This window comes from Thalassotalea sp. Sam97 (genome assembly GCF_041379765.1).
Lineage (GTDB): Bacteria > Pseudomonadota > Gammaproteobacteria > Enterobacterales > Alteromonadaceae > Thalassotalea_A > Thalassotalea_A maritima.
In genome coordinates, this window is the sequence record NZ_CP166919.1 from 1,454,736 (window position 1) to 1,469,817 (window position 15,082).

The 15,082-nt window shown below is 42.6% G+C and carries 11 protein-coding genes and 1 riboswitch; of the genes, 7 read left to right on the forward strand and 4 right to left on the reverse strand.

Annotation, left to right across the window (positions count from 1 at the left end; translation table 11 throughout):
* Positions 1-265 precede the first annotated feature (265 nt).
* From pnp to ACAX20_RS06435, 5 genes are all read left to right on the forward strand, one after another.
* Entirely contained in the window at positions 266-2,374 is a 2,109-nt protein-coding gene (gene pnp, locus ACAX20_RS06415; protein ID WP_371189323.1) for a polyribonucleotide nucleotidyltransferase, read from the forward strand.
* Positions 2,375-2,578: 204 nt separating this feature from the next.
* Positions 2,579-3,469, forward strand: a complete 891-nt coding sequence (nlpI, locus tag ACAX20_RS06420; RefSeq protein ID WP_371189324.1) for a lipoprotein NlpI — start codon at positions 2,579-2,581, stop codon at positions 3,467-3,469.
* 11 nt (positions 3,470-3,480) lie between these two features.
* On the forward strand, positions 3,481-4,872 hold the full coding sequence (locus ACAX20_RS06425; protein WP_371189326.1) for a hypothetical protein: 1,392 nt from the start codon (positions 3,481-3,483) through the stop codon (positions 4,870-4,872).
* A gap of 520 nt (positions 4,873-5,392) precedes the next feature.
* Positions 5,393-7,153: a SufS family cysteine desulfurase gene (locus tag ACAX20_RS06430; RefSeq protein WP_371189327.1), complete on the forward strand. Its 1,761-nt coding sequence runs from the start codon at positions 5,393-5,395 to the stop codon at positions 7,151-7,153.
* A 5-nt stretch (positions 7,154-7,158) separates the two neighbouring features.
* Entirely contained in the window at positions 7,159-7,545 is a 387-nt protein-coding gene (locus ACAX20_RS06435; RefSeq protein ID WP_371189329.1) for a VOC family protein, read from the forward strand.
* Positions 7,546-7,555: 10 nt separating this feature from the next.
* On the opposite strand, the gene ACAX20_RS06440 is transcribed toward ACAX20_RS06435, so the two are convergent.
* A complete protein-coding gene (locus tag ACAX20_RS06440; protein WP_371189330.1) occupies positions 7,556-8,323 on the reverse strand; it encodes an ElyC/SanA/YdcF family protein in 768 nt (255 codons plus the stop codon).
* 300 nt (positions 8,324-8,623) lie between these two features.
* Positions 8,624-8,798: riboswitch (Lysine riboswitch) on the forward strand.
* A gap of 92 nt (positions 8,799-8,890) precedes the next feature.
* On the opposite strand from ACAX20_RS06440, the gene lysC reads away from it, so the two are divergent.
* Positions 8,891-10,267 carry a lysine-sensitive aspartokinase 3 gene (gene lysC / locus ACAX20_RS06445; protein WP_371189331.1) on the forward strand — a complete coding sequence of 459 codons (1,377 nt, stop codon included), beginning with the start codon at positions 8,891-8,893 and terminating at the stop codon, positions 10,265-10,267.
* A 55-nt stretch (positions 10,268-10,322) separates the two neighbouring features.
* Here lysC and ACAX20_RS06450 read toward each other — a convergent pair whose 3' ends face one another.
* Positions 10,323-10,802 carry a glutathione peroxidase gene (locus ACAX20_RS06450; RefSeq protein ID WP_371189333.1) on the reverse strand — a complete coding sequence of 160 codons (480 nt, stop codon included), beginning with the start codon at positions 10,800-10,802 and terminating at the stop codon, positions 10,323-10,325.
* 95 nt (positions 10,803-10,897) lie between these two features.
* Here ACAX20_RS06450 and ACAX20_RS06455 point away from each other — a divergent pair, with 95 nt between their 5' ends.
* Positions 10,898-11,767 (forward strand): NAD(P)-dependent oxidoreductase, encoded by an 870-nt coding sequence (locus ACAX20_RS06455; protein WP_371189334.1) that lies wholly within the window; start codon positions 10,898-10,900, stop codon positions 11,765-11,767.
* A 53-nt stretch (positions 11,768-11,820) separates the two neighbouring features.
* On the opposite strand, the gene sbcB is transcribed toward ACAX20_RS06455, so the two are convergent.
* Entirely contained in the window at positions 11,821-13,281 is a 1,461-nt protein-coding gene (gene sbcB, locus ACAX20_RS06460) for an exodeoxyribonuclease I (RefSeq protein ID WP_371189335.1), read from the reverse strand.
* 227 nt (positions 13,282-13,508) lie between these two features.
* Positions 13,509-14,957: a sodium/proline symporter gene (locus ACAX20_RS06465; RefSeq protein ID WP_371189336.1), complete on the reverse strand. Its 1,449-nt coding sequence runs from the start codon at positions 14,955-14,957 to the stop codon at positions 13,509-13,511.
* Positions 14,958-15,082 lie beyond the last annotated feature (125 nt).

Sequence of the window (15,082 nt, forward strand, 5' to 3'; positions counted from 1 at the left end):
GATTCCGCGTCCTATTAGCTTGGCCCTATCCATAACGGTTAAGATCTCACTTAACAGGGCGCTAATGTTGATGATGGTGATTGTATGGTACAGACATATTGGTTCACGATTAGGTTGAATTGTTATTGATTAAACAATAAACACAAAACCACACCAAATAGTTTTGCTTTATCGGTAGCAATCGCAAGTGATTTGCGTATAATTAACCGCGAAATTATATATGAAAAAATGTTAGAGCAAGGGCTCTATAAAATAAGGAAAATCAATGACTCCGATCACGAAAACTTTTGAATTCGGACAGCATAAAGTAACACTAGAAACAGGTGTTATTGCTCGTCAAGCAACTGCAGCTGTTATGGCATCAATGGATGATACCTGCGTACTAGTTACTGTTGTAGGTAAAAAAGAAGCGGTACCAGGCCAAGACTTTTTCCCACTAACAGTAAACTACCAAGAAAAAACATACGCCGCGGGTAAAATCCCGGGTGGTTTCTTCAAGCGTGAAGGTCGTCCTTCAGAAGAAGAAACACTAACGGCTCGTTTGATTGACCGTCCAATCCGCCCTCTGTTCCCAGAAGGTTTTACTAACGAAGTTCAAGTAATTGTTACGGTTGTTTCTGCAAACCCAGAAATTGCACCTGACATTATTTCTCTACTAGGTACTTCAGCAGCGTTAGCGATTTCAGGTATTCCGTTTAGTGGTCCTGTCGGTGCTGCACGTGTTGGTTATGTTGATGGTCAATACGTACTTAACCCGCTACAGTCTGAGCTAGCTCAAAGTAAACTTGACTTAGTGGTTGCAGGTACTGAATCAGCGGTATTGATGGTTGAATCTGAAGCAGATGTTTTATCTGAAGACGTTATGCTAGGTGCTGTGGTATACGGCCATGAGCAATCACAAGCTGCCATCAATGCGATTAAAGAATTCGCAGCAGAAGTAAATACTCCTGCATGGGAGTGGACTGCACCTGCTAAAAATGAAGCGCTAGTAGCAAAAATTGCTGAATTAGCGTCGGCAGATATCACTGACGCATACCAAATCACTGAAAAAGCGAAACGCTACGACGCGATTGGCGAGATCAAAACACGCGTTTGTGAGCAACTTGCTACTGAGTTAGCTGAAGGTGAAGAACTAGACGAGCGTGAAGTAAAAGACCTTGTTCACGATCTTGAGAAGAAAATTGTACGTGAACGCATCACTCAAGGCGCGCCTCGTATTGACGGTCGTGATCCGGAAATGGTTCGTGCACTTGACGTGATGACTGGTGTTCTTCCGCGTACTCACGGTTCAGCGGTATTTACACGTGGTGAAACGCAAGCGTTAGTAACAGCAACGTTAGGTACTCAGCGCGATGCACAACGTGTTGAAACCATCTTAGGTGAACAAACTGATCACTTCATGTTGCATTACAACTTCCCTCCGTTCTGTGTTGGTGAAACTGGTTTCATTGGCTCACCAAAGCGTCGTGAGATTGGTCACGGTCGTTTAGCTAAGCGTGGTATTTTAGCGGTAATGCCAAGCATTGACGAGTTCCCATACTCGGTTCGCGTGGTTTCTGAAATCACAGAATCAAATGGTTCATCATCAATGGCTTCTGTATGTGGTACGTCATTAGCATTGATGGATGCCGGTGTACCAATTAAAGATTCAGTTGCTGGTATCGCAATGGGTCTTGTTAAAGAAGGCGAAAACTTTGTTGTTCTTTCTGACATTTTAGGTGATGAAGATCACTTAGGTGATATGGACTTTAAAGTGGCCGGTACAAGCAACGGTATCACTGCGCTACAAATGGATATTAAGATCGAAGGTATTACCCAAGAGATCATGCAAATCGCGCTTAACCAAGCAAAAGGCGCACGTATTCATATCCTAGGAGTTATGGATCAAGCGATCAGCGAAGCGCGTGATGATATCTCTGATTTTGCACCACGTATCCACACCATGAAGATCAGCGCTGATAAGATCCGCGACGTGATTGGTAAAGGCGGTGCAACGATTCGTCAGTTAACGGAAGAAACCGGCACAACCATCGAAATTGAAGACGATGGTACAGTTAAGATCGCAGCTACAAGTGGTGAGCAAGCACAAGATGCTATCGCTCGCATTGAAGCAATTACAGCTGAAATCGAAGTAGGCAAGACCTACACTGGTAAAGTTGTTCGTATCGTTGATTTTGGTGCGTTTGTTAACGTATTACCAGGTAAAGATGGCTTAGTTCATATTTCACAAATCTCAGAAGAGCGTGTAAATAATGTGACTGATCACCTATCTGAAGGTCAAGAAGTAACTGTTAAAGTGCTTGAAGTTGACCGTCAAGGCCGTGTTCGTTTAAGCATGAAAGAAGCCGATATCAAAGGCGATTCAGCTGAGTAATATCGATTCATTGTAATAAAAAAGCCGGCAATGCCGGCTTTTTTATTATCTATTTATTTCCCACAACCATGATACATTGTGTAATGACGGATAGTTACGAGGTTATCGTCAGTTATTTCAATGACCTTTATTTTTGTGTTTGCATGCTGCTGCGATATACTTAGGCAATAATGAGCTATTTATATCAATATGTTAGGGACATCTGTGAAACTTCTTCGTTTATTTCCGATTGCTATATTCGCTGTAGCTATACAAGGCTGCAATAACACACCTGATTCTTCATTAACACAACCCGCGTCGTCACAAGCTCAAGTACTTATTACCAAACCGAGACTGGTTAGTGCACAAAGTGAGTTAGCTATTGCTCGGTTGACCGAAATTTTAACGCGCGCCGAGATAACCGAAGAGCAACGAGCAAAACTGATGTATGATCGAGGCGTTGTTTATGACAGCGTTGGCCTTCGCTCATTAGCTCACTACGACTTCCAGCGAGCACTTAAACTCCAACCTGACTTAGTCGATGGCTACAACTTTCTTGGGATAAACTTTACGCAGAGGCAACAGTTCCTGCAAGCCTATGATGCGTTTGATACGGCAATTGAGTTAGATCCAGATCATGATTATGCTTATCTTAATCGTGGTATTGCTTTGTATTACGGTCGCCGACCTGAACAGGCGCTCGCCGACTTGCAACGATTTCAGCTTGATGAACAACAAGACCCATACAGAATAGCGTGGCTATATCTTGTTGAGCGAGATATTGATCCCGTTAAAGCCAAGCAGTCGTTACGTGAGCATTTTAAACAGCTACAGCACGATAACTGGGCAAATAATATTTTAGCCTTATTGCTGGAAGATATTAACCAACAGCAGTTCTTATCGACAATCTCAGTAGGCGTTAGCGATCACAATCAGTTATTAGACCGCTTATGTGAAGCGTACTTTTATCTTGGCAAGTACCACCAATATCAAGGTAATATAGAAACCTCACAAGATTATTTTCGCTTAGCGTTGACAACGAACGTTTATGAATTTGTTGAATATCGTTTTGCCGAATTAGAATTGGCGTTGCATGAAAAGGAAATGACGCCTTAATAGGTATGTTTTTGTTAAGATTTTTATTTATTTTTTGCTTGAGCTTGCTGTTATCGGCGAGCTCTTTTTCTTTATATGACTTGCTATCAAAAAAGATTGCAGCAAAGGGCTATTCGTCGGCTCAACTGGAATTAGCAATAAAACATGATGTAACTGAAGCACTGCGTGTCGATATTGAAAACCATAAGACTGGTAGTCGAACATGGTTAGCATTAGCAAAAAAATTAGCGCGAACAGACGCCGATTTTGCTTGGCAGCTACATCACTATTATCAGGCTCACAATGTTCGCAATAGCGCGTATTTTAAGAACCGTGCTTTAGCAATGGGGTTTAAACCTGCGGTTATTGACCAAGCTCAACAACTTGCAACGCGCGGTAGTTATGTCGCCGCGCTTAAGCTACTGCAACCCTTAGATGATGAAACAAAGTTTGAGCTTGCTCTAGATTATGTAATTGCCTCAGGCTCAACTGAGCGGATAACAAAGCTTCTGAGTGAGTCATCAAAATATCTCAATAAGCAAAGATTAACCGAACTGCAACGCTATCATATAATTAAGACGGCTAATACTCGCGAAGAAAAGGTGTATTGCCCGTATCCGGTCCAGTTTTTTGCAACTACGCTTGGCCATTTGCAAAAGATCGATGAGCATATTAAACAATTAGAAAAACAACCGGCTTTGAGTCAGTATTTCTGTTTTTTAACACCGAAGTATATTGCCAAGCAGAACTTACAGTGCACAAATGACGCAAGCACTCGATTGACATGTTCATTTAATCAAATTGCGATTGCTAAAATAGCAAACAATGTACGCTACGTTGGTGTGTTGGCAACGCAAGGCATCGCGAATGTCAATAATGGCATGATATTTATCGATCAACACGATACGTTAGATGTGTTTGAACATGAACTCTGGCATTTACTGGGTTTTATCGACGAGTACCCATTACCTGAGTTGCATGGTGCGTGTGACCGCGCAGGCTCACCATCGCATAATATTGTTGTTACCACTAAGCGTTATTTTACAAATGAGCAAGAGGCTCGTCAGTGGCTTAAAGAGCATGTTCAATGGTCATCGTTGATTTTACCGACTACGCCGATAGGTATGAACACGGCGCAAGGATTTCGCTTAGGAACACCGTTAGACTATCGGGTGCATGTAGGCTTGTATCCAGCACGTACTTGTGATCATAGTAATAATGCCTTGCAAGCATACAAGCCAGTGTATTCGTACAGTAAAATGGAATATTACGAAACGTTATTTCCTGCAGATTACCTTGCATTATTTAAGTTAGCACCGACGCGATATTTAATGCCAAGTTATCAACATTTCTTAGCTCGTCAACAAAAGAACTCGGCTATCGAAGTAAGGCTATCTAATATCAATGCCAACGCAGTTGATTAATCAATTTCAATAATAGGGCTACAGGTGGCAGGCAAAAAAATAGTCGCTGATGCGACTATTTTTATTATTTTATCAGCTTCATCGATTTGGGTACTGCTGTTGTGTCATCTTCGAAGTTGTTATTAATAGATGAAGAATTAAGTTTAACTCGAGCAACTGGCCACACTGTTTTGTTATTATAAGTCAATGTACTACTTTTGCCTCTCAGGGTAAACGTCGATTCCTCTTGCTGGTTATTTTCAAACCAAGAGAACAATGTCATGTTCTTCCCTCTTTATTGTTGTTACATAAAACGTTTTAACATCACACAATTTCATCGTTAACGGGCTTATATCGACATAGTTAACTATGAGAATCGGCCAAGCAATTACCGCTCGCTTAGAGTTATTAGCTTAGTCAAAAAATATTGATTTTGCTTAATAAATTTTTATCTATTGCGCTGACAAACATTGTCATCAAGCTGGTGTTCTGCGTTATAATCGGTGTTATCTAAGATAAAACAAGGTTTTTAAGCTTTTCTATGTCGCACTTTTCTGTTGAGCAGTTCCGTAAGCGTTTTCCGCTGTTTGATGAATCCAATCCTAATCGGAATGTGGTGTATTTTGATAATGCTGCCACCACACAAAAATTCGCCAGTGTGATTGAGGCTATGGACCAGTTTTATAAGCAATACAATGCGAACGTGCATCGCGGTTCACATCGACTCAGTAGTATAGCAACTGAACGTTATGAGCAGGCGAGAGAGCGAGTACGATCGTTCATTAACGCCAAGTATCAGCAAGAGATCATTTGGACCAAAGGTACTACGGAAGCACTTAACTTATTAGCTGCAACAATTGGTGAGCAACGAGTGTCGACCGGCGACGATATTGTTATCTCGGCAGCAGAGCATCATGCTAATTTAGTCTGTTGGCAACAATTAGCAAAACGAAAAAAAGCCAACTTAGTGGTGCTGCCACTTAGCTCAAACGGCACAATCGATGTTGAGCAAGGACGCCGACTTATCACCTCCCGATGCAAAATTCTGGCGATTGCTCATGTGTCAAACGTAGTGGGCAAATATAATGATATTAGCGCACTTATCGGGCTTGCTCGGGGAGTAGGTGCAAACGTTATCATCGATGGTGCGCAATCTATTGCCCATTTTAATATCGATGTCCAAGCGTTAGATTGCGATTTTTTTGTGTTTTCTGGTCATAAGGTTTATGCCCCCACCGGAATTGGTGTGCTCTACGGAAAAAAAGCACTATTAGAAGCTATGCCTGCCTATCACTATGGTGGTGAAATGATCAAGCATGTCTCTTTTGAAGAAACCATTATCAATGACTTACCGCACAAATACGAGGCAGGAACACCGAATATCGCTGGCGTTATCGGTTTGGATGCGGCGATTTCTGAATTGTCTTCACAATCTTCGCTAGCAAGTTGGGAAAATGATTTATTAAACTATGCATATCAGCAGCTTATCACAATACCCAAAGTCAAATTATTGTTTCAAGGTTGCCCTGATATTGGCTTATTTAGCTTTACTGTTGATGGCCTGCATCATCAAGATGTTGCTAGTTACCTTGATAGTCATCATATCGCGGTTCGCGCCGGGCATCACTGTGCGATGCCATTGTTGGCTAGTTTAGGTCTGCAAGGTAGTGTACGCATGTCGCTGGCACCATATAACACCAAAGCGGAAGTCGATTACGTTATCTCACATTTGCGCCAATGTATTATTGAAATGACTAATGGTGACACTTCGCAAAACGTTAAAATTAGCCAAAATAGTACATTGCCAACATCGCAAAATCATGCGGTTAAGCAACAGGTATCAATAGCTGACGAAATACAGCAGATATCGGCGCCACAGCAAGTAGACGCCCTAAACACTTTACCGTCTGCAGAACAAGTCATTGCTCAGTTTGAGACGTGTAAAGGTTGGGATCAACGGCATCGGCAAATTATGTTACTGTCTAAACAACTACCGCGACTCGATAAATCAGCTCGTAACGATGATTTACTCATTTCTGGTTGTGAAAGTAAGGCATGGCTACAACAAGAGCAGCATGACGGAAAATATTATTATCGAGGCGACAGCGATGCGCGTTTAATTCGCGGCTTGATGGTGGTTATTTTCAGCCTGTTTCAAGGCAAGCCCGTTGCACAGGTGAGCACTGATGATGTATCAAGTTATTTTCAGCAATTAGGCTTGTTGCAACATCTGAGTCCATCGCGTGGCAATGGCGTACGTGCTATCGTTGATCGAATCTTTAGCTTACAACAGGGAGGTTAACATCGGTGTCTGCAATAGAAGGTATTGGTCAGATTGCAATAACAACGGATAACCTCAAACGTAGCAAGCAGTTTTATACACAAGTCTTAGGTTTGCCATTACTGTTTGATGTGGGCGAGCATTTATCATTTTTACAATGTGGTGATATCCGCCTGATGCTCACAACTTTGCAGGGTGATAAAGCCGAACATCACACATCGGTTATTTATTATAAAGTCGCTGATATAGAGCAAATGTTTATCAACTTAAACGCTAAACAGGTGGTTATTGAGCGTGAGCCCGCTCTGGCGGCGACATTAGACGATCATCAGTTATGGTTAGGCTTTATCCGCGACCCAGATAATCACTTAGTGGGAATTATGGCGGAAAAGCCTTTAAAATACGGTGCTTAAGTAGGCTGGATTAGTTTGCCAGTCCGGCAAAAATCATTTTAATGAGCTGCCAGACTTGGCCGATAAATTCATAAAAGAAAAGCTCAGATGTTTCGAAATGCTTGCCATGGGGGGCAATAACGCGCCAATTCAGTTCGCTGTGTTTGGCCCGAAAGCCGGTTGGCGCGGCAATAGGAGCTAATCCTCGTTGTTGAAAAAATGTCATCGCTCTTGGTATATCGCTGGCATTTGTTACTAAGGCAAATTGTTTATGAGTAAGTAGCGGTGTTAAATAAATCGCCTCTTCTTCGGTATCCCTAGCTTGTTCAATGGCGATAATATTGCCGCTATAACCGAGTTCAATAAGCGCATCTTTCACCATTTGTGCGTTAGTGACATTATCAGTCATTGCAGCACCTGAGGTAACAATCGTCGCTTCGGGATGTAAATTGGCAATGCGTAGCCCTTCCACCATGCGTTGTAAGGAACAGGTTTTGAGTTGCTGGCTATGTGCTAGGCGCTTATCAGCGCTATGACCGCAACCCAGAACTACAATATAATCGAGCTTTTCAACCTGCTGTTGATATACCGGGTATTGTCCCTCCAATGTTTCGATTAAATGCTCACTAACAGGTTTTGTTGCCAATAAATATAGGGCTAACAGGGCGCATAGGGATATGATTTTCGCCTGAACGTGATATTTTTTTCGCGCAATGAAGGCCAAGATCAATACGACGATAACAATGATCTGAGGCTGTAAAAAAAAGGCGATAAATTTTTTTAGTAAAAAGGTATCCACGTTTATTACTCTCTTGTTGTTTGTTATAGCATACCTGATCTGCATCTGGAGTTAATGGTTATTAGTAACAAAGGTAAATATTATTCAGGTAAAAATTCAATTTGGCGTGTATAAATTAACTAAGATCCGACACTTTTGTTTACCGCGAACTCATCCGAGCATTTAAGTTAGTAGAACTTTTACTCAAATGGTGGTTGCAATAGAACGTTTGATACGCTTTAATGCTGAGAGTTAAGTGTCAGATCCTATTGATATTTATATCAAGTTACTCGCTGTCATAGCGATGATAGGCTTTGATTTAACACCAGAAGAGGCTGCGTTAGCCAGGTAGATAATTCTAGGTACCATCAACCACAGAAAATTATCGAGGGGGACTAACGCCGAGGGTATAGCGCCTGATGGGAGGCCTGTACTCGGTCATTATGGTTGAATCCTGATGACTGTCACCGGTGAACGGTGGAGAGCTTCTGGCTGAAGATGTAGAGATCCTAATCCAAGCTGTTCAGTCATGCTCTTCCTTTGATTGTTTACCTTTATAACGAATAGGTAATATAGGGAGAATATCCAATGGTAAATACCGAAACCAATAGCTGTTTCAATAGCAGACTCAATGTTGCCAAATTTGGTGGTACTAGCGTCGCTGATTTTGACGCTATGTTGCGTTGTGCAAAAATTATCAAAAATAATCCTGATACCCGTGTCGTCGTTGTTTCGGCAAGCGCTGGTGTTACCAATGAATTAGTGCGTTTAGCTAACGACCAACTTGAACCAAATCAGCAACAACAAATACTCGAGACTATTGCTCAAATTCAACAGCGCATTATCACTCAACTAGCTGATGCTAGCGTTGTGCGCCAACAGGTTGATTTGATCCTTGATGAATTGAGTAAGTTAGTTACAGAACAGAGTATATCTCGCTCGGTACGCCATGCAGACGCAATTTTAGCCTGTGGTGAGCGGATGAGTTCGGTGATATTTGCTGAAGTACTACACATGATTGATGTACCAGGGCAAATGTTTGACGTGCGTCGCGTAATGCGCACTGACAGCCTGTATGGTCAGGCTAATGTAAACATTGATGAGTTAAAAAATCGCTGTCAGAGTTTATTGCAACCGTTACTGAGTGATCATGTTATTGTTACTCAAGGCTTTATTGGCGAAGACCAGCTAGGTTATACGACGACGTTAGGGCGGGGTGGCTCTGATTATTCCGCGGCATTATTAGCAGAAGCACTGAATGCAGATAATCTACAAATTTGGACTGACGTGGTCGGTATATTTACCACTGATCCGCGCATTGCCAGTAGCGCTCGAGCGATCCCTGAAATCAGTTTTGGTGAAGCTGCGGAAATGGCGACCTTTGGTGCAAAAATTTTACACCCTGCAACGTTAATACCAGCAATGCGTTCCGATATCCCAGTGTTTGTTGGCTCATCAAGAGAGCCAGAGTCAGGAGGCACCCAGATTCGTCAACAGGTAACATCAAAGCCGAGATATCGCGCCATTGCCATGCGCAAAGAGCAAACGTTAGTTACGGTAAAAAGTCCGGCGATGTTACATGCAAGTGGCTTTTTGGCAGAGGTTTTCGCGATTTTGGCAAAACATCAATTAAGTGTTGATTTGATCACCACCTCCGAAATTTCGGTTGCCATGACGTTTGATAATCCCGTTGGCTCAACCCAAGCATTGATCAATCAACAAGTATTGGCCGAACTCGAACAATTGTGTGATGTCACGGTTGAGCACGACCTGTGTTTAGTGGCAATTGTTGGTAATAATCTACAAAGTACCAATCAATTGGGTAGCAGTATTTTTGATCACCTAGAAGATACTTCAGTAAGAATGATCTGTCATGGTGCTAGTGCCAATAATTTGTGTTTTTTAGTCAATGAGCAAGATGGCCATCATGTGGTTGAAACCTTACACAATAAGCTATTTGCATAACTTTGCTCAACGTACAAGCTCATCAAAATGAGCGCATTATTTAATGCACTTGGTATTACAATAAGCGCTCAATATCTTTACTAATATCTTCAGGCTTAGTCATCGAGCCATAACGCTTAGTTACCTTACCGTTGCTGTCGACCAAAAACTTGGTAAAATTCCATTTTATTTTCTTTGAACCCAAGATACCTTTGGCATTATTTGTTAAATAATCAAATAATGGTTCGGCATTATCACCGTTGACATCCACTTTACTAAACAGATCAAAATGAATGTTAAAGTTTAGATCGCAAAAGTTGCGAATTTCATCGTCAGAGCCTTGTTCTTGTTTACCAAACTGATTACAAGGAAAAGCCAAAATTGCTAAGCCTTTATCTTTATATTTTTGATAGAGCGTTTCCAAACCCTGATATTGTGGTGTAAAACCACAGGCGCTGGCAGTGTTAACGATAAGCATAACCTGATCTTTATAGCTCACCATGGGTACCACGTCGCCTTTATTGTCTGTTACCGTAAAATCATAAATTGATGTCATAAATTTGCGCCTATGTGATGTGCATTGCTTTGCGTTAATTAATCTACTTGATATAAACTAGCACCCTCTAATTTAAAAGTAAAAAAGGGTTAAAAATGACAAACGTTGCCTTTATTGGTTTGGGTGTTATGGGCTATCCAATGGCCGGTCATTTACAAAATTCAGGGTATCAAGTGACGGTGTATAACCGTACCACAGAAAAAGCAAAGCGTTGGGCTGATCAATACGCTGGCGAGTATGCAACAACGCCAGCGCTTGCAGCAAAAAGTGCTGATATTGTATTTTGTTGTGTCGGTAACGATGATGATGTTCGTCAGGTTGTGTATGGCGATGACGGCATACTATCAGGACTAAAAGAAGGCGGTATTTTAGTTGATCATACAACGGCTTCAGCTGAATTAGCTCGAGAGCTTGCGCAAGAAGCGCAGCGTCAAGGTAAGTATTTTATAGATGCCCCGGTTTCTGGTGGTCAAGCGGGCGCCGAGAATGGTCAACTTACCATAATGTGTGGTGGCCCAGAAGATGTATTTGCTAAGGTGCAACCTGTGATGGAAGCTTATGCCAAATTCAGTCAGTTACTAGGACCCGTTGGCAACGGTCAGATTGCCAAAATGGCCAACCAAATATGTATCGCAGGTGTGGTGCAAGGCTTGAGTGAAGCATTGAATTTTGCGCAACGTGCAGGCTTGGACGCTGACAAACTGGTTGAAACCATCTCAAAAGGTGCAGCAGGCAGTTGGCAGATGGAAAACCGTTATAAAACCATGTACGCCGGTGAATATGACTTTGGTTTTGCGGTTGATTGGATGCGTAAAGATTTAGCGATCGCCTTTGCTGAAGCGAAAAAGTACGATGCCAAATTACCGATGACTGAAATGGTTGATGGTTTTTATGAAGAAGTGCAAAAGCTAGGCGGTAACCGTTGGGATACATCAAGCTTAATCGCACGCTTTAAAGATAAGTAACTTATATAATGGCGCCTGGTTATAGCCAAGGCGCCGACATTTGTATTGTCTAATTAGTTTTGCACGTACAAGTACAGCGCCTTTAATATGGCGATTTTGTTGGCATCTGCCTCATGTTCATGAGCTAGATTTTCAATCTTCATCATGTACTCATCAAGGCTTAAGCCGTTTTCACCATATTGCAGTTTGTTTTGGCAATACTGCCGCCATTTATGCTGCTCATCGGTTGCTAGTGTATACGGATAGTTACGCGCTCGATAGCGAAATAATAGGGTATCTAAGCGCTCGTCGATAAAATTAAACGGGTGAGTGGCTAATTGCTCAGGGGCAAGTTCATGCACCATCGCCATTTTATGTTTGTCCGCAGGCGAGAAAAAATCGCCAGAATACAAGGCATGTTCGGCATCGTCTTTGGCTAACTTGTCGTAGTCGCGGGTAAATACATCGATTAACTTTTCTTTAATCGCAACTGCGTGCTCTTTCACCGCTTTAAAGTTGGCTAAGCAAGCCTCACGGTCGATGCCAATGGTCGCTGCTCTCTCAGGGGTTAGCACTTTTGCTGGGGCAACCGCTGGGCACTTATTAATGTGAATTTGTTTAATGGGAATTGGCAGTAGGCCTTCGGCTCGTAATTCATCATGGCGCGTGTATAAACGTTGCTTAATGGTATCGGCATCAAGTTCTAGCAGCGGCGAGATATCCTTTGATAAGTCGATACAGGTCACGGCATTTTTATTACTCGGATCAAAGTCGATAGGCATAAACCAACTGGTATTGCGTTGTTCGCGACTGACACGCCCTGAAGTATGCAAAAACGGTGTCATTTCATAGGTATTGATAAGCTCAGCAACTTTTTGCTTACTGCGCATGGCAAATACGTAGTTATATAATTTGGGTTGCTTTTCTTTTATTAACTTAGCAAAGGCGATGGTGGCGTAAACATCACTCATGGCATCGTGGGCTGCTTCATGACTGATCCCATTGGCGGCAGTTAATAGCTCCAAACGAAAGCTCACTTTTCCTTCATCGTCTGCTGGCCAATTAATTCCATCTGGTGCTAGGGCATAACACATGCGTGCCATGTCGATTATATCCCAGCGACTGTTACCATGTTGCCATTCACGTGCGTAAGGATCGTAAAAGTTACGATAAAACAAATAACGTGACACTTCATCATCAAAACGAATTGAATTGTAGCCTGCAACACAGGTGTTCGGGACCGTGAATATTTGCTGAATACGTTTGGCAAATTCAGCTTCAGGTAAGCCTTCGCGTTGTGCTTTTTGTGGCGTAATACCGGTAACTAAACAGGCACCCGGATTGGGAAGATAATCGGCAGGTGGCTGGCAATAAAATACCTCAGGCTCGCCGATAATATTTAAATCTAAGTCAGTACGAATCGCCGCAAACTGCGACGGCTTATCGTATTTTGGCGAAATACCCCAAGTCTCATAGTCGTGCCACACGATGCTTGGCTGAATGTCGTTATTGTTATTTGCTTTATCGTTACTCATTTTATCTCTATAAAACAGTACTTATTTACCTGCCATATTAGTTGTTCACTCTATCATAGCCTTGCCTTAATGTCCTCGAATTTAACGAGTGGCACCAAAAATTTAAGGCCAGTAGTTGACCGTGAAATAGCAACTTATTTCGATATCTGTAAGCGAGGTTTATCTGAGATGTTAATGTCATTTGAGCCGAGGTGAGTTAAAACTACCTAGCGCCGTTAATGACTTAGCTAAAAACGAGAATCGGTTGCGGTACCTATTAACCGTTGTTTCTCTTTAGCGTAACGACGCCTGCCAAGCCATGCGATAAATAACGCACTCAGAAACGGTACAGTCCGTTCGATGTAGTCCCCTGGCGTTGATGGCAAATAGCTAAGCGCCACAGCAAAGCCAAAACCACAGCTAATCGATGCAAGCGCGTAGCGAGCATCTATTTTGTGACCAATCAAAATAATGATGAGTATCGGACCAAATGCGGCGCCGAGTGCGTTCCATGCGAATAATACCCGTGAAAAAATATCTTCAGGTGCGTACAAGGCGATTAGCATCGATAGTAAGCACATAAACACCACTGTCCAGCGGGCGTTGTTGAGTTTTTGCTTGTGCTTCTTATCTGTTGTTAAGTCACAGCAAACAGCCGCTGAGCTCACCAGTAGCTGGCTGTCCGCGGTTGACATTACAGCTGATAGGATTGCAGCGATAATAACGCCCGCAATGACGGGGGGAAATAATTGGTTGGTTAAAATCAGTAACGCTTCTTCGTTATTGCTAACGGGGTCAATTAACACACGTGCGCACCAGCCCACAATCAGCATGCCAGTGATGACGATGGCTGCCCAAGTGACAGCGATTATTGTGGCCTGACGGACAGCTTTTTTATCACCGATCGCCATCATTCGGTTGACCACATGAGGTTGTCCGGGATTACCTAAACCAATTGCCAACAACCCGGCAATAAATGCCAAACCAATAAAACCACTATGGGCTCCGGAAAACGACAACTGCTGTTCGCTAAATGCGGTTTGCATTTGCAGCCATAATTCGCTTGGGCCGCCGACAGTGATTAGCGCAGCAACCGGCACGATCAAAGCTGCCAGTGCCATTAATAAACCTTGCATGGTATCGGTAATACTGACTGCCCAAAAACCGCCTAATAAGGTATAAAACAAAATGATTGCGGTACCGGTGATAACAGCTTCGGGCATGGAAATGTCAAATGTGCTTGCAAACGTGGTCCCCGCGGCTTGAAATTGTGCGGCGATATAGAAGGTAAAAGCAAACACAATACAAAAAGAGCAGACGACAATAATATGGCGAGTGTTGCCTGTGATGTTATTGGCAATAAATTCCGTTAGGGTGATGGCTTTGTGCTTTTGGTTTTGATCTTGTAGTCTTGGCGCCAGCCAAAGCCAGTTGAATAGATAGCCACACACGACAGCAGGCACAATCCATATGGCGGATAGCCCCATGACGTAGGCTGCACCGCTCATGCCCAATAAGGTCCAAGCCGAAGAAGCACTCGCTGCTGAGCTAATTGCCGCAACCCAAGGACCCAATTGATGACCAGCGATAAAGTAGTCTTCGGTATTATGGGTTCGCTTATTCGCCCATAAACCAATACCAATAAGAACCAGTTTATAGATAATAATGGTGGTGAGAACAGTATCGCTATAGCTCATAGTAAGGCCGTTATGATCAAATACTAATGCCAATATAGCAATCAATCATACCTATTTCATTGATATTAATAAGATTAATTGACCTTTGCTCAATAGTTATAGCTTGCAGGCTACAGTTTCACTTT